21 protein-coding genes, 2 tRNA genes and 1 riboswitch are annotated in these 26,651 nt (G+C 58.8%); of the genes, 13 read left to right on the top strand and 10 right to left on the bottom strand.

Annotated elements, in window-relative coordinates; translation table 11 throughout:
• A partial coding sequence (locus M3087_RS10525) for a hypothetical protein (RefSeq protein ID WP_249095573.1) occupies window positions 1-231 on the top strand: 231 nt, incomplete at its 5' end.
• Window positions 232-387: 156 nt separating this feature from the next.
• Here the strand turns inward: M3087_RS10525 and upp are convergent.
• Window positions 388-1,038, bottom strand: a complete 651-nt coding sequence (gene upp, locus M3087_RS10520; protein ID WP_022385963.1) for a uracil phosphoribosyltransferase — start codon at window positions 1,036-1,038, stop codon at window positions 388-390.
• A gap of 401 nt (window positions 1,039-1,439) precedes the next feature.
• Here upp and pckA point away from each other — a divergent pair, with 401 nt between their 5' ends.
• From pckA to M3087_RS10500, 4 genes are all read left to right on the top strand, one after another.
• On the top strand, window positions 1,440-3,047 hold the full coding sequence (gene pckA / locus M3087_RS10515) for a phosphoenolpyruvate carboxykinase (ATP) (RefSeq protein ID WP_022385964.1): 1,608 nt from the start codon (window positions 1,440-1,442) through the stop codon (window positions 3,045-3,047).
• 307 nt (window positions 3,048-3,354) lie between these two features.
• A complete protein-coding gene (locus M3087_RS10510) occupies window positions 3,355-3,735 on the top strand; it encodes a DUF6565 domain-containing protein (protein WP_106484092.1) in 381 nt (126 codons plus the stop codon).
• A gap of 40 nt (window positions 3,736-3,775) precedes the next feature.
• The gene (locus M3087_RS10505; protein ID WP_249095571.1) at window positions 3,776-4,423 is read left to right on the top strand and encodes a nitroreductase family protein; all 648 of its coding nucleotides are present in this window, start codon (window positions 3,776-3,778) and stop codon (window positions 4,421-4,423) included.
• A gap of 6 nt (window positions 4,424-4,429) precedes the next feature.
• The gene (locus M3087_RS10500; protein ID WP_249095569.1) at window positions 4,430-4,948 is read left to right on the top strand and encodes a TlpA family protein disulfide reductase; all 519 of its coding nucleotides are present in this window, start codon (window positions 4,430-4,432) and stop codon (window positions 4,946-4,948) included.
• 276 nt (window positions 4,949-5,224) lie between these two features.
• Here M3087_RS10500 and M3087_RS10495 read toward each other — a convergent pair whose 3' ends face one another.
• From M3087_RS10495 to M3087_RS10465, 7 genes are all read right to left on the bottom strand, one after another.
• Window positions 5,225-6,001, bottom strand: coding sequence for an ABC transporter ATP-binding protein (locus tag M3087_RS10495; RefSeq protein ID WP_022385968.1), 777 nt, complete (start codon window positions 5,999-6,001; stop codon window positions 5,225-5,227).
• A 23-nt stretch (window positions 6,002-6,024) separates the two neighbouring features.
• Window positions 6,025-7,026, bottom strand: a complete 1,002-nt coding sequence (locus M3087_RS10490; RefSeq protein WP_249095566.1) for a FecCD family ABC transporter permease — start codon at window positions 7,024-7,026, stop codon at window positions 6,025-6,027.
• Window positions 7,027-7,133: 107 nt separating this feature from the next.
• A complete protein-coding gene (locus tag M3087_RS10485) occupies window positions 7,134-8,306 on the bottom strand; it encodes an ABC transporter substrate-binding protein (protein WP_249095564.1) in 1,173 nt (390 codons plus the stop codon).
• A 5-nt stretch (window positions 8,307-8,311) separates the two neighbouring features.
• Window positions 8,312-10,321, bottom strand: a complete 2,010-nt coding sequence (locus M3087_RS10480; RefSeq protein ID WP_249095562.1) for a TonB-dependent receptor — start codon at window positions 10,319-10,321, stop codon at window positions 8,312-8,314.
• Window positions 10,321-11,484 (bottom strand): DUF5074 domain-containing protein, encoded by a 1,164-nt coding sequence (locus M3087_RS10475; protein WP_249095561.1) that lies wholly within the window; start codon window positions 11,482-11,484, stop codon window positions 10,321-10,323. The genes M3087_RS10480 and M3087_RS10475 overlap by 1 nt, the downstream gene beginning before the upstream one ends.
• 110 nt (window positions 11,485-11,594) lie before the next feature.
• Window positions 11,595-11,805, bottom strand: a riboswitch (cobalamin riboswitch).
• 969 nt (window positions 11,806-12,774) lie between these two features.
• Window positions 12,775-13,431: a fructose-6-phosphate aldolase gene (gene fsa, locus M3087_RS10470; protein ID WP_022385005.1), complete on the bottom strand. Its 657-nt coding sequence runs from the start codon at window positions 13,429-13,431 to the stop codon at window positions 12,775-12,777.
• Window positions 13,432-13,558: 127 nt separating this feature from the next.
• Complete coding sequence (locus M3087_RS10465; RefSeq protein WP_249095558.1) at window positions 13,559-13,831, bottom strand: HU family DNA-binding protein; 273 nt, start codon at window positions 13,829-13,831, stop codon at window positions 13,559-13,561.
• A gap of 223 nt (window positions 13,832-14,054) precedes the next feature.
• Here M3087_RS10465 and M3087_RS10460 point away from each other — a divergent pair, with 223 nt between their 5' ends.
• From M3087_RS10460 to secDF, 4 genes are all read left to right on the top strand, one after another.
• Window positions 14,055-14,729 carry a rhomboid family intramembrane serine protease gene (locus tag M3087_RS10460; protein WP_249095555.1) on the top strand — a complete coding sequence of 225 codons (675 nt, stop codon included), beginning with the start codon at window positions 14,055-14,057 and terminating at the stop codon, window positions 14,727-14,729.
• Window positions 14,710-15,600, top strand: coding sequence for a rhomboid family protein (locus M3087_RS10455; protein ID WP_022385008.1), 891 nt, complete (start codon window positions 14,710-14,712; stop codon window positions 15,598-15,600). The genes M3087_RS10460 and M3087_RS10455 overlap by 20 nt, the downstream gene beginning before the upstream one ends.
• A 71-nt stretch (window positions 15,601-15,671) precedes the next feature.
• Window positions 15,672-16,757: an endonuclease/exonuclease/phosphatase family protein gene (locus M3087_RS10450; protein WP_022385009.1), complete on the top strand. Its 1,086-nt coding sequence runs from the start codon at window positions 15,672-15,674 to the stop codon at window positions 16,755-16,757.
• Between the two features lie 144 nt (window positions 16,758-16,901).
• Entirely contained in the window at window positions 16,902-19,925 is a 3,024-nt protein-coding gene (gene secDF, locus M3087_RS10445; RefSeq protein WP_249095553.1) for a protein translocase subunit SecDF, read from the top strand.
• A 175-nt stretch (window positions 19,926-20,100) separates the two neighbouring features.
• On the opposite strand, the gene M3087_RS10440 is transcribed toward secDF, so the two are convergent.
• A tRNA-Arg gene (locus tag M3087_RS10440) sits at window positions 20,101-20,172 on the bottom strand.
• 343 nt (window positions 20,173-20,515) lie between these two features.
• Here M3087_RS10440 and M3087_RS10435 point away from each other — a divergent pair.
• The 4 genes from M3087_RS10435 to M3087_RS10420 all read left to right on the top strand — a co-directional run bounded on the left by M3087_RS10435 (window position 20,516) and on the right by M3087_RS10420 (window position 26,118).
• Entirely contained in the window at window positions 20,516-22,363 is a 1,848-nt protein-coding gene (locus tag M3087_RS10435) for a 2-oxoacid:acceptor oxidoreductase subunit alpha (protein WP_249095551.1), read from the top strand.
• An 86-nt stretch (window positions 22,364-22,449) separates the two neighbouring features.
• On the top strand, window positions 22,450-23,454 hold the full coding sequence (locus M3087_RS10430; RefSeq protein ID WP_249095549.1) for a 2-oxoacid:ferredoxin oxidoreductase subunit beta: 1,005 nt from the start codon (window positions 22,450-22,452) through the stop codon (window positions 23,452-23,454).
• 882 nt (window positions 23,455-24,336) lie between these two features.
• On the top strand, window positions 24,337-25,179 hold the full coding sequence (kduI, locus tag M3087_RS10425; protein WP_022385014.1) for a 5-dehydro-4-deoxy-D-glucuronate isomerase: 843 nt from the start codon (window positions 24,337-24,339) through the stop codon (window positions 25,177-25,179).
• 144 nt (window positions 25,180-25,323) lie between these two features.
• Window positions 25,324-26,118, top strand: a complete 795-nt coding sequence (locus M3087_RS10420; RefSeq protein ID WP_022385015.1) for a gluconate 5-dehydrogenase — start codon at window positions 25,324-25,326, stop codon at window positions 26,116-26,118.
• Window positions 26,119-26,295: 177 nt separating this feature from the next.
• On the opposite strand, the gene M3087_RS10415 is transcribed toward M3087_RS10420, so the two are convergent.
• Window positions 26,296-26,366: transfer RNA gene (locus M3087_RS10415), tRNA-Gln, on the bottom strand.
• Window positions 26,367-26,651 lie beyond the last annotated feature (285 nt).

Raw genomic sequence — 26,651 nt, 5'->3', positions numbered from 1 at the left:
TCATGGTCGAAAGCACCTATGATTGGCTTCGTACGGACGAACGACTACCGTCGTACCAACGTGTCCGCACCGTCGTACCGACGCGTCCGTACGAAAACACCCACCGGTCCCCATTTTTTAGAGACCGAAGGGGCACGATTTCCGATGTGTGATTTTGCGTCCGTCCGTGTAAAAAGACCGACGGAAGGGAACGGACGGGAAGGAAAACAAGACAGAAGGAAAGGAAACTGACGAAAACCCCGACAACATGAAAAACACAAATCGCCCGAGAAGGCCCTTCCCGGTCACCAACTCGTATTCTGGTGCAAGGAAGCCCCTTCTCGGGCGATTCATTTGACATTTTGTCAGAAGCGCAAAGCGCTTCTTCAATTGTCAATTGAGGGGTGTTTATTTTTCCCCGAAGCAGAGGTCACCCGCGTCACCCAGACCGGGGACAATATAATAATGGTCGTCGAGCGTGGGGTCGATGGCAGCACACCACACCGTGGTCTTGTCTGCCGGCAGCTTCTCGGAGATGTAGTCCACCGCCTGACGGGTGGCGATGATGGATGCCACGTGGATTTCCGCCGGTTCGCCACGAGTCAGCATGGCGTGATAGCTCAGCTCCATCGAAGACCCGGTGGCAAGCATCGGGTCGACCAGGACGAGCGTCTTGCCCGTGATGTCCGGCGAGGCGATGTACTCGATGTTCACGTCGAAGTGTTCCTCATCGATGTACTTGCGGTAGGCGGAGACGAAGGCGTTCTCCGCATGGTCGAAGTAGCTCAGGAAGCCCTGGTGGAACGGAAGCCCCGCACGCAGGATGGTCGCGAGGACGAGGGGATTGTCCGGCAGGTTCACCTGGGCGACTCCCAGCGGGGTCTGCACGGGACGACGGGTGTAGTGGAACTCTTTGCTCATCTCATAGGCCATCACCTCGCCGATGCGTTCCACATTGCGGCGGAAACGGAGGCGGTCGCCCTGTATGTTCACGTCGCGGAGCTCAGCCACAAACCGGTTGAGCACCGAGTTGGACTGGTTGAAGTCGATTACTTTCATAAGTCAGGTTTATCTTGTTGTTAAATGATTGACTCTTTGGCAGCCGGCGACCGGAAAGGGCTCTCCGGACACGGGCACACGAAGGGGCAGGGCAAGGCGGGACAAGGGAGCCTGCCTGCCCGACGGTCCGGCTGCTTTCGCTTTATCGGCTGCAAATAAACGAAATAAAGCCCAAACACGCAATTCTGACGCGGACAGATGTTATACAAATATAAATCTTACCGCATTATGGAAATTTTTCTCTAATATATTTTCCCCACTCCAAAGAATATGCTACTTTTGCACCTGATAAACAAGGCAGGCTCCCTGCCACTTTCAGAGCGAAAGCCCTGCCTTTTCAGAAAGAAAGACAACAAGCAAGAGAATCTATTCATTATATTACAACTAAAAACTCAACAACAATGGCAAACTTGGATTTGAGCAAGTACGGAATCACCGATGTCAAAGAAATCGTGCACAATCCGTCTTATGATGTTCTGTTCGCAGAAGAGACCAAATCAACATTGGAAGGCTACGAGAAGGGCCAGGTAACTGAACTGGGCGCAGTCAACGTGATGACCGGTATCTACACCGGCCGCTCGCCCAAAGACAAATTCTTCGTATACAACGAGGCCAGCAAGGACACCGTATGGTGGACTTCCGACGAATATAAGAACGACAACAAGCCTTGCTCCGAAGAGGCATGGGCTGACCTGAAGGCAAAGGCCGTGAAGGAACTCTCCGGCAAGCGTCTTTTCGTTGTCGACACATTCTGCGGTGCCAACGAGGCTACCCGTCTGAAAGTGCGCTTCATCATGGAAGTGGCTTGGCAGGCACACTTTGTGACCAACATGTTCATCCGTCCGACAGCTGAGGAACTTGCCAACTACGGCGAGCCCGACTTCGTGTCCTTCAACGCTGCCAAGGCAAAGGTGGACAACTACAAGGAGCTTGGCCTCAACTCGGAGACTGCTACCGTGTTCAACCTCAAGACCAAGGAACAGGTAATCCTGAACACCTGGTACGGTGGTGAAATGAAGAAGGGTATCTTCTCCATCATGAACTACCTCAACCCGCTCCGTGGCATCGCTTCCATGCACTGCTCCGCCAACACGAACAAGGAAGGTACTGACACCGCTATCTTCTTCGGTCTGTCAGGTACCGGAAAGACCACTCTTTCGACCGACCCGAAACGTCTGCTCATCGGCGACGACGAGCACGGATGGGACGATGAAGGCGTGTTCAACTACGAAGGCGGATGCTATGCCAAGGTCATCAACCTCGACAAGGAGTCTGAGCCGGACATCTACAACGCCATCAAGCGTGACGCCCTCCTGGAGAACGTGACCGTTGACGCCAACGGCAAGATCGACTTCGCAGACAAGAGCGTGACCGAGAACACCCGCGTGTCTTACCCCATCTACCACATCGAGAACATCGTGAAGCCCATCTCCAAGGGTCCTCACGCACACCAGGTAATCTTCCTCTCTGCTGATGCCTTCGGCGTATTGCCCCCGGTATCTATCCTCAACGCAGAGCAGACCCAGTATTACTTCCTCTCCGGCTTTACTGCCAAGCTGGCAGGTACAGAGCGCGGCATCACCGAGCCGACTCCGACCTTCTCCGCTTGCTTCGGTGCCGCTTTCTTGAGCTTGCACCCGACGAAGTATGCTGAAGAACTGGTGAAGAAGATGAACAAGGTTGGCGCCAAGGCATACCTGGTCAACACAGGCTGGAACGGTACGGGTAAGCGTATCTCCATCCGCGACACCCGCGGCATCATCGACGCCATCCTCGACGGCTCGATCGACAAGGCTCCCACGAAGACCATCCCGTACTTCGACTTCGTCGTTCCGACGGAACTCCCGGGAGTAGACCCGAAGATCCTTGACCCGCGCGACACCTACGCTGACGCTGCTCAGTGGGACGAGAAGGCTAAGGACCTCGCCGGCCGCTTCATCAAGAACTTCGCCAAGTTCACCGGTAACGAAGCCGGCAAGGCTTTGGTTGCTGCTGGTCCGAAGCTCTAAGACTGGCATTCCATCATACGCCATATTAAAAGGAAAGGGGACGTTGCTCTGCAGCGCCCCCTTTTTTATGTCCGACGGGGAGACACGTGCAACATAATGTGGACTTTTTTCACTCCTTTTAGCAAGCAAAAGCCGTATATTTGCGAAGGTATCACGGACGGCGTCCCGGCGGCAGGTACGCAGGGCGGAGCATCCGTGACCCGATACTGTTCAATCACTTCCGCAGGCGACGGGCTGCAACGGACGGGCGACGGACTCCCTGCCAACGGGCGTACCGGACGCAGGCGGGACTTAACCAGTCAAGAGTATGAAAAGATTCTTTATCTACGCCCTGCTTTTCGCAGCGGCATTCTCGCTCGACTCCTGCCGGGAGAAGAGCCAAGTGGACGAACTGAAGGACTTCATCGAGGAGGTGAAGGACAAGGGCAGCAGCTACACCGAGGCGCAGTGGGAGGAGGCGAACAAGAAGTTCAGCGCCCTCCTGGACAAGGCGAAGGACGCCAAGGACCTGTCCGAGGATGAGCTGAGGGAGATCGCCCGCCTGCAGGGTGAGTATGCTTCCGCCGCCTTCAAGGAGCACGCCGGCAAGGTCATCGAGAAGGCAGGGGACGTCATCGACAAGACAGGCGCCGCCATCGACGGCTTCGTGGACGGACTGAAGTCCGACGACAAGCCGAAGGACAAGTAACCCCGACTCCCTGACAACCAATCACCCAATACCTCATAACATGAACGCAACATTGAAATCGCTTGCGGGCGGACTCTGCGTGTGTGCCGCCCTTGCCGGATGCAGTCCGGCACAGCAGGAAGCTCCTGCTCAGGAACCGTTGCCGAGCCGCTCGGACATCGTCATCGAGAACATCATGGCGCGGCGCAGCATCCGTCAGTACAAACCCCAGCCGGTGAACCGCGACACGCTGCAACGTATCCTGGAGTGCGGCATCCATGCCCCCAACGGGATGCACCGGGAGTCGTGGCAGGTGCGCGTGACCGACAACGCGGACTTCATCAACGGACTGACCGAACTGTACAAGAAGGAGAACCCCAAGGCAGCCGAGCGTCCGGGCTTCCGCAACATGTTCAACAACGCGCCGACGGTGGTCTTCATCGCCTACGACACGACCTATGACCTCTCGCAGGTCGACTGCGGCCTGCTGGGCGAGAACATCATCCTCGCGGCACAGTCGCTGGGCATCGGTTCGTGCTGCCTGGGCGGCGCCACCCGCTTCATGGAGACGCCCGCAGCTGCGGAGTACCTCAAACGGCTGGACCTCCCCGACACGCACCGGCTGCTCTACGCCATCGCCCTGGGTTACCCCGACGAGGCGCCTGAAGCCAAGTCGCGCGACATGAGCAAAGTGAAATTCATCGAATAAGGCGCCATGAACAAGCTACTTACGTGCATCGCCTTCCTGCTGTGCAGCATAGCGGGAATGGCACAGGAGAGCAACAACGGCAAGCAGCTGTGGGCTGCCTCGTTCCTCAACAAGAAGGCACCCGAGCTGACCGTGGAGCAGTGGCTCACCGCACAGCCGGAGACAAAGGGCAAGTTCGTCCTCATCGACTTCTGGGCGACGTGGTGCGGTCCCTGCCGGAAGGCTATCCCCGAGCTGAACGAGTTCCAGAAGCAGTTCAAGGACGAGCTGGTGGTCATCGGCCTCTCTGACGAGAAGGCGGAGGACGTGAAGGCAATGCCTTCGCCCGTACTGGAGTACAGCAGCGCCATCGACACCCGGGCGACGATGAAGAACGCGCTCCAGGTGAAGGGCATCCCGCACGTCATCCTCATCGACCCGCAGGGCATCGTCCGCTGGGAAGGGTTCCCCCTCCTGGAGGGACATGAGCTGACGGCGGAGGTCATCCGCGGACTGATGGACAAGTACGGAACGGCGAAGAACTGACCCCACAGGACGACCTGGACCGGAACCTGCCGGCACGACGGCGGGCAAGGATAAAGGAAAGGCGGGCAATGACGGCACAGGAAACTGTCGTCATTGCCCGCCTTTGTTTGGAATGGGACAATAAAAAAGCCCCCGCTTAAAGGCCGAGGGCTACCTAGATGTCTTCACAACGGAAACTTCCTTATTGTGACTTGCTTCTTAAAGTACCGCAAAGATACAAAGAGATGTCGGAGCGGCGAAACAATCGGACGGAAATCTTTCGCCCGACGGGAAAATTCATCCCCTCCCCTTCACCCGGACGGCATAGCTGCCGGGTTCCCACTCCGAGATGTCAAAGCTCACCGACGGGCTGTGGAACAGGCGTTCGATGTGGCCCGCCGACACCATCTCCGGTGTGGGCAGGCAGTGCACGCGCGGATTGTCGATGAGCATCACCGTGTGGCAGACGGACAGCGCGATGTCCAGTTCGTGCGTAGAGAACACGATGAGCTTCCCCGACTCCGTGGCAAGCCGCTTGAGCAGCAGGCAGAGGTCGTAGCGGTTCGGCAGGTCGAGGAACGACGTCGGCTCGTCGAGCAGGACCAGCGGCGTGTCCTGCGCCAGCGCCCGGGCAATCATCACCCGCTGGCTCTCGCCGTCGGACAGGCTGTCGGTCGGACGGGAGGCGTAGGCGGACATGCCCGTCAGCTCCAGTGCACGGGCGATGGCGGCTTCGTCCGTGGCGGAGAGACGGCCCACCCAGTTGGTGTAGGGAGCGCGGCCCATTGCCACGAGTTCGTGGACACGCAAGTGGGGTACTGCCACCTTCTCGGTCGTCACCAGGCTGACCCGGCGCGAGCGTTCGCCCGCATCGAGCGTGGAGAGGGGGCGTCCGTCGAGCCAGACTTCGCCCGTACGGCACGGTTCAAGCCCTGCCAGCGCACGGAGCAGGGTGCTCTTGCCCGTCCCGTTACGGCCCAGAAGCGCCACGAGCTGCCCTCCCTCCAGCGTCAGCGTGACGTCGGAGAGCAGCGTGCGTGTGCCATAACCGATGGAGAGATGTTCGATGTGCATGAGTGTTTCAGATTACAAGTTCATTACCAGCCGACCTTCACGATGACCCACACGATGACGGGGACGCCCAGCAGGGCGGCGATGCAGTTCACCGGGAGGACGAACGCCTTCGAGAGGATGTCGCACACGAGCATCGCCGCCATGCCCATGCCCACGCAGGCAGGGAGCAGCACGCGGTGGTCGGCGTTGCCGAAGACGACCCGCGCCAGGTGGGGGATGGCGAGACCGACGAACCCGATGGGCCCGCAGAACGCGGTCACCGTGCCCGTGAGCAACATCGTCGACAGGAAGATGAGCGAGCGGGAGCGGCGGACGTCAAGCCCCATCGTCGAGGCGTACTGCTCGCCCAGCAACAGCAGGTTGAGCGCCTTGATGCTTGCCACCGCGAGCACGAGGCCCACCGTCACCACGGCAAGCATGACCCAGAGCTTGGTCTCGGTGACCTGACCCAGCGAGCCCATGGACCACAGCGTGAAGAGCTTCAGCTGTTCCGCCGCGCTGAGATACTGCAACACCTGGATGAGTGCCCCCGCAACGTAGCCTATCATCACGCCGAGGATGAGCACCCCCATGATGTTCTTCACCCGTCGGCTGATGAACGCCACGCCCAGCAGGATGGCGGCGGAACCCACCCAGCCGGCGCCTGCCACGCCCACCGACTGCAACCACGGCGCACCCGACAGCCCCAGCAGGGGGATGCCCAGGATGAACAGCGCCACGCCCAGGCTGGCTCCCGAACTGACGCCCAGCAGGTAGGGGTCCGCCAGCGGATTGCGGAAGACGGTCTGCATCTGCAGTCCGCTCACGGAGAGCGACAGCCCGACGAGTACTGCCACCACCCCCCGCACGAGGCGGACCGAACGGACGATGTGTGCCGTCAGCGCGTCGCCGCCACTGCCCGTCAGTGCCGCCCATACGTCGGCAGCGGGGAGGGTGACGTCGCCCGTCATGAGGTCGAGCAGGAACAGCCCGGCGGTGGACAGGACAAGCAGCAGGAAACAGAGTGCGGTTCGTGTCATGGGCATTGGTTCATTGGGCAGGACACACGGTGCGTGCATCCGGCAGGTTCATTCGTTGGAGGACCGGCGGACGGGGACGGTGCGTGGACCGCTCCTGCCGACGGGGTCCGTTGCTAACGGGACGGAGGGGTGTCCGCCCCGGTCGCCGGCACGATGGGCCGGTAATAATACAAGGTGTCGGTGGCGCGCCGCTTCTCGGGGTGCAGGATGCAGATGAGGTCGAGCAGCACGCGCGAAGGCTTGACGACGGACGACTCCCAGAAGTCATTGCCGCCGGCAGCGTTCGTGCGAAGGTTGTTGTTGAAGACGTGCCCCTCGCGCACCGCCTTGGCGGACGCAAACTGCGGGTCCATCGCCTTCAGCTCGTCGAGCGTCTTCACGGAGCTGATGTTCAGCCAGTAGTCCGCCTCATGGAGCAGGCTGTACGCCGTCTCCATGCCGATGCGGGTGTAGCTCCCGGCTGCCCCCTCGCGGAAGATGTATTCGCCCCCCGCGTCGTGGATGAGGCGCGCCATGTAGCTCTCCGGCGAAGGCAGGGTCCAGACGTCGTTCCACGGCGTGTTGAGCATCACCTTCGGACGTTCCTTCACGTCCGCCACCAGCTGGCTGAGGGTCTTGTACTGGGTGTAGAGGATGTCAATCATGACCTGACAGCGCTTCTGGAGCCCGAGGACCTCCGCCAGCACCATCATCCACTCGGCACGTCCGATGGGGTCCTCCTCGACATACTCCCCGATGTACATGTAGGGGATGCCCAGCTCCGTCAGCTTGTCGGTCACTGCCGTCTGCGCGTCGTCCACGCCGTAGAGCAGCACCAGGTCGGGCTTCAGGCCGAGCAGCACCTCGAAGTCCAGCTCCGCCCCCACGTCGCGCACACTGTCGCGCCGGGCGAGCAGCGCCGGACTGTTGATGTAGTCCAGGCCCGAGACACCCACCACGCGGTCCGTCGCCCCGAGGGCGTCCAGCATGCCCACGTAGCTCGACGACATGCAGACGATGCGTCGCGGTCCGGCGGGAATCACGACCCCGTCGAAGTCCTCGGGGGGCTGTTCGCCGCCGCGTGCCACGAAGTACGCCATCGTCACGTCGCGGGCGTTCTGCCACGGGTTCGTCACCTCGATGACGGTGCTCTGCCGGTCCCGGGCGCCCCATATGTGGAAGCCCTTGGCACAGACGTTGTCATAGGCCACGTCCGTGTACACCTGCTTGTAGGAGGGCGGACGGTGGGTGCAGGCTGCCGTCAGCCAGAGGCCGAGGAGCAGCAGGGGGAGGAAATGCGTTCTCATAAGCGTCAAAATTCAAAGAGCAGTGAAACCAGGTAGTTGCGCAACGGCATGGGATAGTATTGCGTCGACTCGTAGTAGGCGTCCGTCACGTTGTCCACCCGCAGCTGCGGGGTGAGCGCCTTGCCGCCGGCGAACGTCCAGCGGTAGCCTGCCAGGAGGTTGTGCACGGTGTAGGCGTCGGTCGAGTAGGACTCGTCCGTGGTCACATAGCGTCGGCCTACGTGGGTCGTCTGCCAGGAGAGGAACGCGCCCCGCCAGTCGAGCGCGAGACGGGCGTTCCACTTGCGGCGCGGCACGTAGGGAATCTGCTTCATGAGCGAGCCGTCGTCCACGTGCTGCTTGGTGCGCGTGCAGGCTTCCGACCAGCTGTAGTTGCCCGAGAGGACGGCGCGCAGGTCGCCTGCACGGAACTCCAGCCGGGTGGATACCTCCACGCCCGTGGAGCGGACGTCGCGCTTGTTCTGCGGGGTCCATATCCACTGGTTGCCGTCCTGCGGCAGCCAGAGTATCCAGTTGTCGATGTACATCAGGTAGCCCGCCACCTCGGCATCGAGCGTCAGCCAGTCGGTCAGCGGACGGTGGAAGCTCAGGGCGGCGTCGTAGGAGAAACCGTCCTCGGGCAGCACGTCCGGGTTCCCTCCGGGACGCCAGTAGAGGTCGTTCATGCTCGGGAAGCGGTAGTTGTAGGAGGCGCTTCCCTTCAGCCTGAGCATCTTGTCCCAGAGACTCACGAGGAAGCCTGCCGAGCCGGTAGACACCGTGCGGTGCCCGTTGCGCTCCAGCATGTACTGCCCGTCGAGGAGCAGCCACGGGAGGGCTTCCCAACGGGCGGACGCCTGCCAGGAGAGCACGTTGCGGTGGGCGGTCAGCGGCGGTTCGGGCACGGGGATGTCGAAGTGCACGCCGTCGATGACGTACTTCGACGAGTCCACGTCGATGTAGCTCTCCGACTTCACGCGGTCGTGGGTATAGGTGAGGGTGGTGTTGAGCACCAGTCCGTCAGCGGGTGCGCAGGAGTAGTCCGCCACCGCCTGCCACGTCTGCGACTGGTTGACGGTGCCCGACGGGTCGAACGAGCCCCGGTCGTACCACTTGTCGTAGTCCTGACGGAAGTAGAGCCACGCCGCCTTGAGGTGCAGCTGGTGTATGCCGCGGCTCCAGTCCAGCCCGGCGTAGGCGCGTCCGTTGAGGTCCTGCTGACGCTCGTGGCTCGTCTGCACCACGCCCAGCGGCTGGGGCAGCATCCGTGTGCCGCCCTGCAACCAGCCGACAGCCGTCAGCCGGGCATAGGGGCTCAGACGGAAGTACGCCTCCTGCATGACGCTCCACTGGGAGTAGTCGGCATCGGCGCGACGCTCGCGGAAGGGGGTGTTGGTGAGGATGCGGTTGATGTACTCGTAGTCGTTCTGCGAACGCTGGTAGTAGGCGCGGGTCTTGAACGAGGAGCGTCCGCGGCTGTGGTTGAGCTGTCCGCCCGCGGTCCAGGTGTCGTAGGAGCCGTACTCGGTGAAGGCACGTCCGCTGAAGCCCTGCCCCCAGTCCGGGTCGGTGAAGAGGTTGACGCTGCCGCCCACGGCGCCCGTGCCGTTCTTGACATGGCTGCTGCCGTAGTAGAGGTCGACGTTGTCGGTGAAGAAGACGGGGATTTGCGAGAAGTCGAACGTGCCCGACATGGGCGGTGTGATGTTGATGCCGTTCCAGTTGACGCGTGTCTGTGCCGCGCTGCCTCCGCGGAAGGAGGCTGTGGCGAGTGCGCCCGTGCCCAGGCTCTTGATGTAGACCGCCGAGTTGTCGGCGAGCAGTTCGGAGAGCGAGCGCGTGCGGTTGGCGAGCAGCAGCTCCGGGTCGATGGTCGTGACACGTGCTCCGGCATTCGCCTCGTTGACGTGCCGGATGCGTCGTGCCACGACCTGGATGGTGTCCAGGCGGTTGTCGTAGACGATGGTGTCGGCGGGGGCAGCCTGTGCGCCGCTCCAGCCGGATACCATCAGTATGCAAAGTCCCCAGTGTCTCATTATTGCTTGTCAGGGAAATAAACTTCGGTCGGATAGACGCCGACCTTTATATCCTTGTGTGCACCGTTGCGGTCGTAGATGCGCACATAACCCTGCTGAGCGCTCCAGTCGATGCAGTCGCCGACACAGACATCACCTGCCGGGCTGACCCCGAAGCCGTACATCATGCCCAGGTCGGGCGTCATGCAGTACAGACGATAGGTTCCCGTCTCGACATCCACCTCGTAGACACCCTGCTCGGCGGAGAAAAGGTCTCCGCCCTCGGTGGCTATCTTCACGGGGAAGTAGAGCTTGTTGTTCGCAATGTCCGTACGGTTATAGCTGGGGACACCGATGAGGTCTCCCGCCTTGGCAGACGTTGCATTCAGTGCCTCGGGAATGTCGATGGTCGACACGACTGCTTCCTTCGCAAGGTCTATCCCGCTGCAACGGATTACCTTCGTGTTGTCATCCGGCTTGTACTCGCCGATGGCCCAGACAATGTTGTTCTTGTCCTTCAGCAGCTTTGCCTTCTCACCGAAGTGGGGGACAGCCAGTGTATTTCCTTCTGCATTCAGCTTGTTGAGGTCGTAGATGACGACCCCCTTGGTCGAGCTACCGGTCGACACTGCCAGCTTGTTTCCGACCGCTGCCATGTAATGACCTGCACCCGAAGTCGGAATATATTCCAGCACTTCACGTCCGCCTTCGGGTGTAGCCTCGCCGTAAGGCTCTACCGTACTGATGCGTACGAATCCTTTCCCGTATCCTGCACTCACCAGAGCTTCCGTGTCCGAAATCGCCACGATGCGTGTCGGGGTGATGTCCGGTGCCAGGATGGTGGCCTTCGACTCAAAGGTCTTGGCATCAACGACCTGAATGATGTGCGAATTGTTTATGGGCACGAAGTAGGCACCGTTGATGAGGGCTATGTCTTGTGCCACATCGCCCAGCGGGCGGTTGTTCACCTGACGGAAGATGTCGGCGTCGACCGTTCCGTCACTGTAAATGGCAGAAATCGAGCCCAGGTTCTTTCCGAACTGGCCCTCATTGACCACGATTGCCTCTACGGTCTTTTCAGACACCTCTTCTTCCGGCAGCACCGGTTTGTCGTCGTCGCTACAAGCTGCGAACAGGACGGCAGCGCATGCGAGAGCATACGCGAATTTTTTAACTAAGAACATGATAGAATGGTTTTTACTTCGCGAAGAAGAGTCGAAAGAACGCGCGACGGCAGTGGGCGCCCGGATGGAAATGCCGACGTATATTCTCCGTTTCCTCCCCCGAAACGTTGAACAAAAGGCGTGTGTCTGGCAGGTCTTCTGACTCGTCCCTTCCACGAAGTCCTTCCCACCCCTTGTGCAGGGACAGTGGACATGATGCGGTGATTCGTGGAAACACTACGGGGACTCACAGCAGTGGGTCTGTCCGGGATTCTCACCCGGTTCCCTTTTCATCCCTCGGGGCAGGACGCTCCGCGGGACACCAGGACGCCGTGTTTCTGATTACTGCTGCAAAGGTAGGCGAAATGCACCGAACAGCCAAGCCGAACAGGAAAATGTTTATGCAATTGACAATTGACAATGGACAATTGACAATTGCCGTTCGGCGTGGGCATGAACCCATCAGGCGGTGAATGTAGGGGCGACCGGTCTGGTCGCCCGGTCCAACGAACAAACACAACCCGTCCAACGAACGAACACAACCCGCCCAACGAACGGACACCCCAATCCAACAGAATCCGTTTATCAAAACGACATCATTTTCCCGATTTTAACATCCTATTTTCCTGATTTGCCGTTTTCAGGTAACGCACATTTTCGCAAAATCGTCCCAATTAGAAAATCGCGCGTTAAATATTTTAAGAGACGTCCGTCAGAACACATCAGAATGAACATATATTCACACAATTATACCGTTTCTAACGCGAAAAAGGCATTCGCCGAACCCATTTTCGCCGTCGAAAGCACCGGTTGTTGGCTTCGTACGGACGTGTCCGCACCACCGTACCGACGTGTCCGCACCGTCGTACGGACGCGTCCGTACGAAAACAGGCACCTGTCCCCATTTTTTAGAGACCGAAGGGGCACGATTTCGGATGTGTGAAATTGCGTCCGTCCGTGTGAAAAGACCGACGGAAGGGAATGAAGGGAGGGAAAAATCAGACAGAAGGAAAGGAAACTGACGGGAACCCCGTCAATGTGTATTTCGCGAATCGCGCGAGAAGGGCCTCCCGGTCATCGACTCGTATTTTGGTGCGAACGAAGGCATTCTCAGACGCTTCGTTTGACATTTTGACAAAATGACACAACCGCCACGTTACATAAACAAAACATTCCGAAAAATGTAGGGCGAACGGTCTGCAAGGCAACCACTAAAAAAGGAAAACGCTACCTTCGCCTCACGGAGAAAGTAGCGTTCAAGGACAAAATAGTCCTTCATACCATAATCTTTACTACTTATAAAAGTCTAGATTAACCGTTCACACGTTTGTAGTCTGCCAGGAAGGTTGCCAGACCGGAGTCTGTCAACGGGTGCTTCAGGAGCCCCTTGATGGCGGACAACGGGCAGGTCACCACGTCGGCGCCGACCTCGGCGCATGCGATGATGTGCTGCGTGTGACGGATGGAGGCTGCCAGCACCTGGGTCTTGAAGCCGTAGGTGCGGTAGATACTGACAATCTGAGCGATGAGCTCTACGCCGTCGCTGCTGATGTCATCGAGACGTCCGACGAAGGGCGAAACGTAGGTGGCGCCTGCCTTTGCGGCGAGCAATGCCTGCCCGGCAGAGAACACCAGGGTGCAGTTCGTGCGGATGCCCTTGGAGGTGAAATATTTGATGGCTTTGATTCCGTCTGCGATGCAGGGGATCTTCACCACGATATGGGGATTGAGGGCTGCAAGCTCCTCGCCTTCCTTGATCATGCCTTCATAGTCAGTGGCGATGACTTCTGCGCTGACGTCGCCATTGACAATGTTGCAAATGTCAATGTAGTGTTGGCGTTGGTTTGCAGTACCCTTAATGCCTTCCTTTGCCATGAGGGACGGATTGGTGGTTACGCCGTCAAGCACGCCCATGGCGTTTGCTTCACGGATTTGTTCCAGATTGGCTGTGTCAATAAAGAATTTCATACGTATAGATTTTAATAACAGTGAATGTCCGGTGAGGGAAGAAGAACAACTTAGGCACGGGTCCACGCGGAGCGCAGGTCCGTGCCTAACAGTATACGTTGTCAGTAAGCGTCCTGTCCGTCGTGACTCATTGGATGGCGCTCTCGAGCTCGTTGCCAGCCTTGAACTTCACCACCTTCTTGGCGGGGATGGTGATGGCCTGCTTGGTAGCCGGATTGATGCCTGACCTTTCTCCACGCTCTGCTGTGGAGAATGTGCCGAAACCGACGAGTGCGACCTTGTCGCCGTCCTTGAGCGCTGTTGACAGAGTGGCGATGAAAGCGTCGAGTGCTCTCTTTGAATCGGCTTTGCTCAATCCCGATTCGGCTGCCATTGCATTGATAAGTTCTGACTTATTCATAACTATTTTTGATTAAATGTATACGTGCTGCAACGATGTTGCTCATCCATTGCCCAACAAAGATAGGTCTTCATACCTAAGAAACAAACATTCTCGGCTAAAAATCGCGCCATTCCTGCAAAAAAACCTAAGAAGGGGGTCATTCGTGCCGCAAAAAGGAATATTTTCGTACTTTTGCACCCACATTAACCCGTTAACAGACACTTAGACACGCACCAGACCTATGAACCAGATGCCTCCAATCACGAAGAACCTGCTCATCATAAACGTAATTTTTTTCCTTGCTTCACTCGTCGCTCCGAAGTACGGGGTGGACCTGACGGAAGTGCTGGGCCTGCACTACTTCATGGCGTCGGACTTCCATCTCTACCAGCTCGTGACGTACATGTTCATGCACGGCGGGTTCGCACACCTGTTCTTCAACATGTTTGCGCTTTGGATGTTCGGAACGACACTGGAACGGGTCTTCGGTCCCCGTCGGTTCCTTATATATTATATGGTATGCGGCCTCGGGGCGGGACTGATGCAGGAGCTGGTGCAGTACATCGAGTACGCGACGGTGCTGTCCAACTATGACAGTGTGAACACGGGCACCGCCATCATCCCCATGAGCGTCTACCTGAACCTGATGACGACGGTGGGCGCGTCGGGTGCGGTCTACGGCATCCTGCTGGGCTTCGGGGTGCTCTTCCCCAACCAGCCGCTGTTCATCTTCCCGCTGCCCTTCCCCATCAAGGCGAAGTGGTTCGTGGCGGTCTATGTGGTCATCGAGCTGCTGATGGGCTTGCAGGCGAACGACGGGGTGGCGCACTTCGCCCACCTGGGAGGCATGCTCTTCGGCTTCCTGCTGATTGTCTACTGGCGTAAAAAATACCGCAATGGGAACTATACTTACTGACCTGCGCATGAAGTTCCGCCAAGGGAACATCGCGCTCCGCTTCATCTACATCAACGTGGGGGTGTTCCTCGTCACGGCTGTCGTCCACATCGTGATGAAGCTCACACAGACGTACGCCCCCCTGCTGTCGTGGCTGGAGTGCCCTGCCGACGTGGGGCGCCTCGTGCGGCAGCCGTGGTCGGTGGTGACGTACATGTTCATGCACGCCGACGTGCTCCACCTGCTGTTCAACATGCTGTGGCTCTACTGGTTCGGGCAGCTGTTCCTGTACCTCTTCTCGGAGAAGCACTTCCGGGGGGTCTACCTGCTGGGCGGGCTTTGCGGGGCGGCGCTCTACATCCTCGCCTACAACGTGTTCCCCTACTTCAGCGCGTCGGTACAGGGTGCGCTGCTCATCGGGGCGTCGGCGTCGGTGCTGGCGATTGCCGTAGCCACGGCAGTGCGCGAGCCCGAATACCGGGTGAACCTGCTGTTCTTCGGAAGCGTCCGCCTCAAGTACCTCGCACTCATCCTGGTGGTGACGGACCTGCTGTTCATCACGTCCAACAATGCGGGCGGACACATCGCCCACCTGGGTGGTGCCCTTGCCGGCTTCTGGTTCGCACGCGCGTTCCAGCACGGCTCCGACCCGACGCACTGGATCAACCGCCTGCTCGACCTGCCCGTCCGGTGGTCCGCCCCGCGACGCAGGCAGCGTCCGAAGATGAAGGTCCACTATGGCAAGCACGCCGAGGACTATGACTACAACGCACGCAAGCGCGAACGCGAGGAGGAAATCGGGCAAATCCTCGACAAGCTGAAGAAGTCCGGCTACAACAGCCTGAGCGCCGAGGAGAAGAAGAAGCTCTTCGACGAGAGCCGCCGCCCGTAAGAGAACCCCCTGAACCCGACTATTCACCCGACGGCCGCACGCACCGTGCACCGCCACAACCCCCTGAACCAATGAAATACATCGGACGTCTGCTGGGATGGATACTGCTCGCCGCGAACCTGCTGTGGGTCTGCGGACTGCTGTTCTGTGCCTACAGCCCGTACATCGACCCGGTGCGTCACCCGGTGCAGTCGTGTGCGGGACTCGCCTTCCCGGTGTTCCTCCTGGGGACGGTGCTGTTCCTGCTGTTCTGGCTGGTGGTGTACTACCGTTATGCGCTCGTGGCGCTGGCGGGTCTGCTCTGCTGCCTGCCCGCCATCCGGACGTACTGTCCGCTGAACTTCGGACGGGCGGACGCTCCCGAGGGCGCCATCAAGTTCCTGTCCTACAACGTCATGGGCTTCGACGCCGACCATCCGGACACACCCGACAACCCCAACCTGGTCCTGGCTTACCTCCGCGACTCGGGCGCCGACATCCTCTGCCTGCAGGAGTACATCCGTGGCGGACGGCTCAAGCAGTCGCACATCGACCGGGTGCTCTCCGCCTACCCCTACAAGGACGTCCGCCGCGTGGGCAAGGGCGGCAACCACCTCGCCTGCTACTCGCGCTACCCCATCCTGCACGCCCGTACGATTGATTACGGAAGCGACTTCAACGGCAGCGTCGTCTACACCCTGCTGTGCGGAGGCGACACGCTGACCGTGGTCAACAACCACCTGGAGTCCAACAAGCTCACCACCAGCGACCGCGAGACGTACGTCCGCATGCTGCGCTCACCCGAGAGCACCGACGTCAAGGAGGGGTCGCGCCTCCTGCTGGGCAAGCTGGCGGAAGCCACCTCCATCCGCTCCCACCAGGCAGACACCATCGCCCGCCTGATAGCCTCTCAGGGGCGGAAGCGGCTCATCGTGTGCGGCGACTTCAACACCTCCCCCATCTCCTACGCCCACCGCACCATTGCCGAGGGGCTGACCGACGCCTTCGTGGAGTCCGGCTTCGGGCTGGGCATCTCCTACCACCGGAACGGCTTCCTCTTCCGCATCGACAACATCCTCATCAGCCCCGACCTGCAGTCCTACCGTTGCACCGTCGACAGCCGCATCAAGAACTCCGACCACTACCCCATCTGGTGCTATGTGGACAAAAAGCCATGAGAAGGCGTCCCCATCGGCTAAATCCGCTCTACGAATCAAATAATTACTATTCTTTTACTGCCCGAATTTGAAAAAAAGGCTATATTTGCAGCCTTGTAACGTATGCATATTAATAAAGTAAATAAAATAATTAAGTAACGTAACATGCAAAACAAAGGATTTGTTAAGGTTTTTGCGGTATTGCTCACACTCGTCTGTGTGTTCTACCTCTCCTTTTCGTTTGTGACGCGCCACTACATGAAGCTGGCGGCACAAGACCCACAGGGGGAGACACACTACCTCGACTCCATGCAGAACGAGCGGGTTTACTTGTGGAACTATACGCTAAAACAGTGTCGTGAGATGGAAATCGGATTGGGTCTGGACCTGAAGGGTGGTATGAACGTCATCCTCGAGGTGTCCGTCCCCGAAGTAGTGAAAACATTGGCGGACCACAAGACGGATGAAGCCTTCAACCAGGCAGTGGCAAACGCTGCCAAGGCACAAGTCAGCAGCCAGAGCGACTTCGTCACCCTCTTTGTCGACGAATACCACAAGCTCGCTCCGGGCAAACGCCTCGCCGAGATATTCGCCACCCAGCAACTGAGAGACAAGGTCAGCGCACAGAGCAGCGACGCCGAAGTGGAACGCGTGCTCCGCAGTGAAATCAAGTCGGCAGTGGCAAACTCCTACAACGTCCTCCGTACACGTATCGACCGCTTCGGTGTCGTACAGCCCAACATCCAGGAGCTGGAGGGCGGCATGGGACGTATCATGGTCGAGCTCCCGGGCATCAAAGAGCCCGAACGTGTGAGAAAGCTCCTCCAAGGCTCTGCCAATCTCGAATTCTGGGAAACATTCAACGGACAGGAAGTGGCTCCCTACCTGATGGATGCCGACGCCAAAGCCGCACTGGCACTCGCCGGTGAAGCCAAGGCAGACACCACCGCCACTGCTGCCGCTGCCGAACCTGCCGCACAGGCCGAGACCACGGCCAAGGCAGACTCCTCAGCCACCAATATCGCCGACAGCCTCGCCAACGCACTCAAGGGCGACCAGGCAAAGGCTGCCAGCAACGCAGCTGCCGACGAGATGAAGAAGCAGCACCCGTTGCTCTCGCTCCTGCAGGTCAGCCAGGGCGGAGGCGGCATCGCCGGTTATGCACTGGCACGCGACACCGCCGCCATCAACCGCATCCTTGCCATGCCGGAAGTGAAGAACAGCCTCCCCAAGGAACTCCGGCTCCTCTGGGGCGTGAAGGCCATCGATGCCAAGACTTCCACCTTCGAGCTCTACGCCATCCGTGTCACCGAGCGTGACGGACGTGCTCCCCTGGAAGGCGACGTGGTCACCGATGCCAGCGACGGCTACGACCAGTTCGGCAAGCCCTGCGTCCACATGAACATGAACACTGAGGGCGCACGCCGCTGGGCACAACTCACCAAGCAGAACATCAACCGCTCCATTGCCATCGTGCTCGACGGATATGTCTACAGCGCACCGAACGTGATGAACGAAATCACCGGCGGACAGTCCCAGATCACCGGCAACTTCTCCCTCGAGGACACCAAGGACCTTGCCAACGTGCTCAACTCCGGTAAGATGCCCGCCCCCGCACACATCGTGCAGGAGGACATCGTCGGACCGTCACTCGGACAGGAGTCCATCAACCAGGGCGTCATCTCCTTCATCGTCGCCCTTATCCTTCTGATGGTATACATGTGCGCCATGTACGGCTTCATCCCGGGCATGGTAGCCAACATGGCACTCGTCTTTAACTTCTTCTTCACCCTGGGCATCCTCTCGTCCTTCCAGGCAGCACTGACCATGAGCGGTATCGCGGGTATGGTGCTCTCCCTCGGTATGGCAGTCGACGCCAACGTGTTGATCTACGAACGTACGAAGGAGGAACTGCGCCTGGGCAAGAACGTCAAGAGCGCCCTGCAGGACGGTTACAAGAACGCCTTCTCCGCGATCTTCGACTCCAACCTGACCTCCATCATCACCGGTATCATCCTGTTCTTCTTCGGTACGGGTCCCATCCGCGGCTTCGCCACGACCCTCATCATCGGTATTGCCTGCTCCTTCTTCACCGCCGTGTTCCTCACCCGTCTGGTGTACGAGCACTACATGAACAAGGACAAGTGGCTGAACCTGACGTTCACCACAGGGCTCTCCAAGAACCTGATGGTCAACCCGAAGTATAACTTCATGGGCCACGTGAAACGCTACCTCACCATCTTCGGCATCCTCATCGCCGTCTGCGTCGCATCGTTCGCCATCCGCGGACTGAGCCAGAGCATCGACTTCACCGGCGGACGCAACTTCGTCGTGACCTTCGAGCAAGATACCCAACCGGAGACCGTACGCGAGGCTCTCTCCGAGAAATTCGGCGACAGCAACGTTCAGGTCATTGCCCTGGGAACGGACAACCGCAAGGTGCGTATCTCGACCAACTACCGCATCGAGGAGAACGACCCGAACGTCGACAGCGAAATCGAGGCCGTGCTCTACCAGGCGCTCTATGACAGCAACCTCCTGACCAAGGGCACCACCCTCGAAGTCTTCATCGACCGCGACAACCACACCGGCGGCTCCATCATCAGCTCCCAGAAGGTGGGACCGAGCATCGCCGAGGACATGAAGGTAGCCGCCGTCTGGTCAGTCGTACTCGCCCTGATCGCCATCTTCCTCTACATCCTCCTGCGCTTCCGCAACGTGGCGTACAGCGTCGGTTCGGTTGTGGCACTGGCAGTCGACACCGTCCTCATCATCGGAGCCTACTCGCTCTGCTACGGCTGGATGCCCTTCTCGCTCGAGGTCGACCAGACCTTCATCGGCGCCGTGCTGACAGCCATCGGTTACTCCATCAACGACAAGGTGGTCATCTTCGACCGTGTCCGCGAGTACTTCGGGCTCTACCCCAAGCGCGACCACTTCCGCCTCTACAACGACTCACTGAACACCACCCTGGCACGTACGCTCAACACCGGACAGAGTACGCTCATCGTGCTCATCTGCATCTTCATCCTTGGAGGTGACAGCATCCGCAGCTTCTCGTTCGCCATGATTCTGGGTGTCGTCTTCGGAACCTTCTCCTCGCTCTTCGTGGCTGCCCCGGTGGCATACCTCGTCATGGGCAACAAGATGAAGAAGGCCGACAAGGAAGAAACCCCTGCCGAAGCATAAGCCAAGCTTTACTGTAACAGCACATAACGGCACAGCCGCCATGCCCACCCCGTCAGGGGACAAGCATGGCGGCTGTCTTTTTCCGGCACCCGTGCACAAAAAGAAACGCAGCACACACCGACCCGCACGGAGTCACTGTGGCTGCGTCCAAACATCTCAATCATGATAACATGTGTACCCTCGTCGAGAATCGAACTCGAATCTAAAGTTTAGGAAACTTCTATTCTATCCATTGAACTACAAGGGCCCTAATACCTAATCTGCCTGCAAAGGTAACGAAAAATGCGTATCCTCCAAACAAACAGCCCACCCGATGCACCTGCCCCGAAAACATGATATATAACATACGTCTGACATATTGTAAGCAAACCGCCCCGCAAACATTCAATTCCGCGCATACCCACTTGACAGCACACGCATCATTCACCCAATCCCCCTTACACATTACAATTCCGCCGCAAAAACACCCCCGTGGCGGCAAAAGAGTACCCGTCCGGGAAAAATAGCACACCAATTGCTTGCTTTATTCGTGAACATTACAGACCTTTGTCCGTCAATGAGTAAACAAACACCTTTATCACAATAATAATATGGCAGAAAGAATGGAAGTAAAAGAGCTCGATGAAGTCGTAGTACGCTTCTCGGGCGACTCCGGCGATGGAATGCAGCTGGCAGGAAACATCTTCTCCAGCGTATCAGCAACAGTCGGCAATGACATTTGTACGTTCCCCGATTATCCGGCAGACATCCGCGCCCCGCAAGGCAGCCTTACGGGCGTCTCCGGTTTCCAGGTACACGTGGGAGCCGACCAGGTCTTCACCCCCGGCGACCTCTGTGACGTGCTCGTTGCCATGAACCCCGCAGCGCTCAAGACGCAGTACAAGTTCGCCAAGAAGACCGCATGCATCATCATCGACACCGACAGCTTCAAGAAGACCGACCTTGACAAGGCAAAATTCACGACCGACAACCCCATCGAGGAGCTCGGCATCCAGCAGGACGTCGTCGCAGCCCCCATCACCCAGATGGTCAAGGACTGCCTCGCCGACACCGGAATGGACAACAAGGCCATGCTCAAGTGCCGCAACATGTTCGCCGTAGGACTCGTCTGCTGGCTCTTCAACCGAAACCTTAACGCAGCCGAAAAGTTCCTGCGCGAGAAATTCGCTAAGAAACCCGACGTGGCAGAAGCCAACATCAAGGTCCTCCACGCCGGATACGACTACGGACACAACACCCACTCGTCCGTCAATTCGACCTACCGCATCGAGTCGCACGCCAAGAAGCCCGGACGCTACATGGACATCTCCGGCAACAAGGCGACCGCATACGGACTCATCGCAGCCGCCGAGAAAGCCGGACTGCGCCTCTTCCTGGGTTCCTACCCCATCACCCCCGCCACCGACGTGCTGCACGAACTCTCCAAGCACAAGTCCCTGGGCGTGACAACCATGCAGTGTGAAGACGAGATTTCAGGCTGCGCATCCGCCGTCGGTGCCGCCTTCGCCGGCGCACTCGCAGCCACCTCTACCTCCGGACCGGGCATCTGCCTCAAGTCCGAAGCGATGAACCTTGCCGTCATGACCGAGCTTCCGCTCGTCGTCCTCGACGTGCAACGCGGCGGACCCTCCACCGGACTCCCCACCAAGTCGGAACAGACCGACCTCCTGCAAGTCCTCTTCGGACGCAACGGCGAGTCCCCCATGCCCGTCATTGCCGCCACATCGCCCACCAACTGCTTCGACGCAGCCTATAACGCCGCCAAGATAGCCCTCGAGCACATGACCCCCGTCGTGCTCCTGACCGACGCCTTCGTCGCCAACGGTTCCGCCGCATGGCGTCTGCCCAACATCGACGAGTATCCCGCCATCCGTCCGCCCTACGTCACCCCCGAGATGAAGGAAGGCTATGCCCCCTACCACCGCAACCCCGAGACCGGAGCACGCTACTGGGCACTCCCCGGACAGGAAGGCTTCACCCACATCCTCGGCGGACTGGAGAAGGACAGCGACACCGGAGCCATCTCCAACGACCCGGAGAACCACGACAAGATGTGCCGCCTCCGTGCCGAGAAGGTAGCCCGCATCCCCGTGCCCGACCTCAAGGTACTCGGCTGTGCCGATGACGCCGACCTGCTCATCGTCGGCTTCGGCGGAACCTACGGACACCTCTACACCGCCATGGAAGAGATGCTCAAGGCAGGACACAAGGTCGCCCTCGCCCACTTCTCCTACATCAACCCCCTGCCGAAGAACACCGCCGAGGTGCTCCACCGCTACAAGAAGGTAGTCGTTGCCGAGCAGAACCTCGGACAGCTCGCCGGATACCTGCGCATGAAGGTCGACAACTTCGTCCCCTATCAGTTCAACCAGGTCAAGGGACAACCCTTCGTCGTGACCGAACTGGTCGAGGCATTCGAGGAAATACTCAAGAAGTGAGCCTCCCCCCGTCAGCGTGAACACGCCGGCGAAGGCACAACGCCCGTCGGCAGAAACAAAAACACCAACTAAAAGGAAACAAAGCCATGACAGAATATACTTCTAAAGATTTCAAGAAAGGACAACCCCGCTGGTGTCCGGGTTGCGGCGACCACTTCTTCCTCGCCTCCCTCCACAAGGCAATGGCTGAAATCGGCATTGCCCCCTATGAAACAGCGGTCATCTCAGGCATCGGCTGCTCCAGCCGCCTGCCCTACTACATGAACACCTACGCCATGCAGACCATCCACGGACGCGCCGCTGCCATCGCCACCGGCTGCAAAGTGGCAAACCCCGACCTGACCATCTGGCAGATTTCAGGCGACGGCGACGGACTCGCCATCGGCGGCAACCACTTCATCCATGCCATCCGACGCAACGTGGACATCAACATGATCCTGCTCAACAACCGCATCTACGGCCTCACCAAGGGACAGTACTCGCCCACGTCGCCCCGCGGCTTCGTCAGCAAGTCATCCCCCTACGGCACCGTCGAAGACCCCTTCCACCCCGCCGAGCTCTGTTTCGGTGCACGCGGACGCTTCTTCGCACGCTGTGTCGCCACTGACGCACCCGGCACCGTCGACGTGCTCAAGGCAAGCGTCGCACACAAGGGTGCAGCCGTCGTCGAGGTGATGCAGAACTGCGTCATCTTCAACAACGGCACGCACGAGTCCATCTACACCAAGGAGGGCAGGGCCAAAAACGCCATCTACGTCGAGCACGGCAAACCGCTCATCTTCGGCGAGAACAATGAGTACGGACTCATGCAGCAGGGCTTCGGCCTGAAGGTCGTCAAGCTCGGCGAGAACGGCATCACCGAGAAGGACATCCTCGTGCACGACGCACACTGTGAGGACGACACCCTCCAACTGAAGCTCGCCCTCATGGACGGCCCCGACTTCCCCATCGCGCTGGGCGTCATCCGCGACGTGGCAGCACCCACCTACGAGGCTGCCGTCAACGAGCAGATACAGACCGTGGGCGCGAAGAAGCCGTACCACAACTTCAACGAACTGCTCATGACCAACGACACCTGGGTGGTGGAATAACCCCGGGTGCGCAGGTCCCCGTCCGCCGGATGTGACCCGTCCGCCGGACAACCGAGATATGCAGGCACGGAGGAGACAGGCAGACAAACCCTGTCCCTCCGTGCCTTTGTGTTCCCGCGCGTGTGACAAAATGATAGCCTTCCGGTCGATTTCCCTGTCACCATGTCCCGTTTTGCCGTTTTCAGCTGACGCGTACTTTCGCGATTTCGTCCCTTCTGGAAAATCGCGCGTTAAATATCTTAACATACATCCTCCGCAGCGCATTCAGATAGACACAAATTCACATAAACAAACTCTTTCTAACGCAGAAAAAGCCTCCTTCGCACCCCTTTCCACGAACAAAAGCACCTGTTACTGGCTTCGTACGGACGCGTCCGTACCACCGTACCGACGTGTCCGCACCGTCGTGGTCGTTCGTCCGTACGAAAACACCCACCTGTCCCCATTTTTTAGCCCCCAAAGAGGCACGATTTCCGATGTGTGATAGTGCGTCCTTCCGTCAGAAAAGACCGACGGAAGGGAACAAACGGACGGAAAAACGGAACAAAAGGAAAGGGAACCGACGGAAACCCCGTCAATATGTATTTCATGAATCGCCCGAGAAGGCCCTTCCCGGTCACCAATCCGTATTTTGGCGCAACGAAGGGCATTCTCGCGCCCTTCGTTTGACAAACTGTCACATTGTCAAAATGCCCATCCCGGTCCATTTCCCCGTCACCAAACCATCCACGCGCCGAACGGCAATTGTCAATTGTCCATTGTCAATTGTCAATTGAAACGTTGTCGTCCTTTCTTGTAAAAAAAAGTAAAGAAGGTGGTACATGCCACCCAAAAGCTGTATCTTTGTGGATAACCCTAACAACGAAAGGCAATCTCCTGCTTATGAAAACGAACTATGAAATACGCTATGCGGCGCATCCCGAGGACGCGAAGCATTACGACACGACGCGCATACGGCGCGACTTCCTCATCGAACGAGTATTCACACCCGACGAAGTCAACATGGTCTATTCCATGTACGACCGCATGGTCGTCGGCGGCGCACAGCCTGTGGGCGAGGTGCTCCGCCTGGAGGCTATCGACCCGCTGAAGGCTCCCTTCTTCACCACACGGCGCGAGGTGGGCATCTTCAACGTCGGCGGACCGGGCATCGTGCGCGCGGGCGACGCCGTGTTCGAACTGGACTACAAGGAGGCGCTCTACCTGGGACGGGGCGACCGCGAGGTGACCTTCGAGAGCCGCGACGCCGGCCGTCCGGCGAAGTTCTACTTCAACTCCACCACGGCACACTGCACCTGCCCCGACCGCAAAATTGCCCGGGCGGACGCCATCAGCGTGGAGATGGGCTCGCTCGAAGGGTCGAACCACCGTGTCATCAACAAGATGATTGTCAACCAGGTGCTGCCCACGTGCCAGCTGCAGATGGGCATGACCGAACTCCAGCCCGGCTCGGTGTGGAACACCATGCCGGCACACGTGCACAGCCGTCGCATGGAGGCATACTTCTACTTCGAGCTGCCCGAGGAGCACGCCGTCTGCCACTTCATGGGCGAGACGGACGAGACGCGACACCTGTGGATGCGCGGCGAGCAGGCAGTGCTGTCGCCCGAATGGTCCATCCACAGCGCGGCGGCAACGCACAACTACACCTTCATCTGGGGCATGGGAGGGGAGAACCTCGACTATGGCGACCAGGACTTCGCTGCCATCACCGACTTGAGGTGAGGCACACCGAAGGGTCCGGACGGACGGACGACAACACCCGAATCATTCAACTTCCGCAGGTCCTCCCGGCAGACGGACGGCGACAGACAGCCGTCAGCCCCTGCCCGCAGGCACAGGCGGAGACTTAATCAAATCTATACGACTATGGTAAATTTCTCATTGGAAGGAAAGGTCGCCCTCGTGACGGGCGCCGCTTACGGCATCGGCTTCGCCATGGCACAGGCGTTGGCGGAGGCAGGTGCGAAGATTGCATTCAACTGCCGCGGCAAGGAGCACATGGAACAGGCTCTGGCGGACTATAAGAAGCTGGGCATCGACGCGAAGGGTTACCTCTGCGACGTCACCAGGGAGGACGAGGTCAGCGCCATGATTGCCGACATCGAGCAGACGCTGGGAACCATCGACATCCTGGTGAACAACGCCGGCATCATCAAGCGCATCCCGATGACGGACATGAAGGTGGAGGAGTTCCGCCAGGTGATCGACATCGACCTGACCGCCCCGTTCATCATGTCGAAGGCAGTCATCCCGGGCATGATCAAGAAGGGTCACGGAAAAATCATCAACATCTGCTCGATGATGAGCGAGCTGGGACGCGAGACGGTGTCCGCCTACGCCGCTGCGAAGGGCGGCCTGAAGATGCTGACCCGCAACATCGCATCGGAGTACGGAGAGTACAACATCCAGTGCAACGGCATCGGCCCGGGCTACATCGCCACACCGCAGACCGCCCCGTTGCGCGAGCGTCAGGCTGACGGCTCCCGCCACCCGTTCGACTCGTTCATCGTCGCCAAGACTCCGGCAGCACGCTGGGGCACGCCGGAGGACCTGATGGGCTCGGTGGTGTTCCTCGCTTCGGACGCGTCGAACTTCGTGAACGGACAGGTGCTCTACGTGGACGGCGGTATCCTCGCCTACATCGGCAAGCAGCCCAAGTGAGCCGTGTGACCGGCTGACGGACGGACGCACCGTCGCCGTCCGCCGGACCAGAAGCATACAGCGGGCATGCCCGGACAACCCTCCGGACATGCCCGCTGCGTGTATCCGCAGGTGCGGCAAGGGCATGAAAAAACCCGGAAGCGATGCTTCCGGGTCAACCTTCTTAACAGTAAACCGTTGGACTACCAGGATTCGAACCTAGACAAACAGAACCAAAACCTGTTGTGCTACCATTACACCATAGTCCAATCATTCTGTGCTTTCTTTTGAAAAGCGATGCAAAGATAGGCGTTTGGGCGATATGCTCCAAATGTTTGCCGGGATTTTTTCGGGAATCTTGTCACATCGGCACCTGTGGGGAAAAGGGAAGCCCCCCGGAGAGCCCCAACGAAAGTCCGCAGTCGTCGCCACATCGGCTCCTCCGGTAACAAAACACGAACCGATTCACAACACGACAACCACCCGTGAAAATTAATTTCGTGATTTACTTGGATGGTATTATATATGTATACTATCTTTGCTATTGATTTAAT

Origin of the sequence: Mediterranea sp. ET5 (genome assembly GCF_023337025.1) — a bacterium.
GTDB lineage: Bacteria > Bacteroidota > Bacteroidia > Bacteroidales > Bacteroidaceae > Phocaeicola_A.
Note: the sequence above shows the minus strand (reverse complement) of the source record. Positions and strands in the feature narration are given on the sequence as shown.

What these genes read in the sequence shown, in the direction of transcription:
- upp (WP_022385963.1), bottom strand. Translation starts at nt 1,038, where the DNA reads ATGAAAGTAATCGACTTCAACCAGTCCAACTCGGTGCTCAACCGGTTT.
- pckA (WP_022385964.1), top strand. Translation starts at nt 1,440, where the DNA reads ATGGCAAACTTGGATTTGAGCAAGTACGGAATCACCGATGTCAAAGAA.
- M3087_RS10510 (WP_106484092.1), top strand. Translation starts at nt 3,355, where the DNA reads ATGAAAAGATTCTTTATCTACGCCCTGCTTTTCGCAGCGGCATTCTCG.
- M3087_RS10505 (WP_249095571.1), top strand. Translation starts at nt 3,776, where the DNA reads ATGAACGCAACATTGAAATCGCTTGCGGGCGGACTCTGCGTGTGTGCC.
- M3087_RS10500 (WP_249095569.1), top strand. Translation starts at nt 4,430, where the DNA reads ATGAACAAGCTACTTACGTGCATCGCCTTCCTGCTGTGCAGCATAGCG.
- M3087_RS10495 (WP_022385968.1), bottom strand. Translation starts at nt 6,001, where the DNA reads ATGCACATCGAACATCTCTCCATCGGTTATGGCACACGCACGCTGCTC.
- M3087_RS10490 (WP_249095566.1), bottom strand. Translation starts at nt 7,026, where the DNA reads ATGCCCATGACACGAACCGCACTCTGTTTCCTGCTGCTTGTCCTGTCC.
- M3087_RS10485 (WP_249095564.1), bottom strand. Translation starts at nt 8,306, where the DNA reads ATGAGAACGCATTTCCTCCCCCTGCTGCTCCTCGGCCTCTGGCTGACG.
- M3087_RS10480 (WP_249095562.1), bottom strand. Translation starts at nt 10,321, where the DNA reads ATGAGACACTGGGGACTTTGCATACTGATGGTATCCGGCTGGAGCGGC.
- M3087_RS10475 (WP_249095561.1), bottom strand. Translation starts at nt 11,484, where the DNA reads ATGTTCTTAGTTAAAAAATTCGCGTATGCTCTCGCATGCGCTGCCGTC.
- fsa (WP_022385005.1), bottom strand. Translation starts at nt 13,431, where the DNA reads ATGAAATTCTTTATTGACACAGCCAATCTGGAACAAATCCGTGAAGCA.
- M3087_RS10465 (WP_249095558.1), bottom strand. Translation starts at nt 13,831, where the DNA reads ATGAATAAGTCAGAACTTATCAATGCAATGGCAGCCGAATCGGGATTG.
- M3087_RS10460 (WP_249095555.1), top strand. Translation starts at nt 14,055, where the DNA reads ATGAACCAGATGCCTCCAATCACGAAGAACCTGCTCATCATAAACGTA.
- M3087_RS10455 (WP_022385008.1), top strand. Translation starts at nt 14,710, where the DNA reads ATGGGAACTATACTTACTGACCTGCGCATGAAGTTCCGCCAAGGGAAC.
- M3087_RS10450 (WP_022385009.1), top strand. Translation starts at nt 15,672, where the DNA reads ATGAAATACATCGGACGTCTGCTGGGATGGATACTGCTCGCCGCGAAC.
- secDF (WP_249095553.1), top strand. Translation starts at nt 16,902, where the DNA reads ATGCAAAACAAAGGATTTGTTAAGGTTTTTGCGGTATTGCTCACACTC.
- M3087_RS10435 (WP_249095551.1), top strand. Translation starts at nt 20,516, where the DNA reads ATGGCAGAAAGAATGGAAGTAAAAGAGCTCGATGAAGTCGTAGTACGC.
- M3087_RS10430 (WP_249095549.1), top strand. Translation starts at nt 22,450, where the DNA reads ATGACAGAATATACTTCTAAAGATTTCAAGAAAGGACAACCCCGCTGG.
- kduI (WP_022385014.1), top strand. Translation starts at nt 24,337, where the DNA reads ATGAAAACGAACTATGAAATACGCTATGCGGCGCATCCCGAGGACGCG.
- M3087_RS10420 (WP_022385015.1), top strand. Translation starts at nt 25,324, where the DNA reads ATGGTAAATTTCTCATTGGAAGGAAAGGTCGCCCTCGTGACGGGCGCC.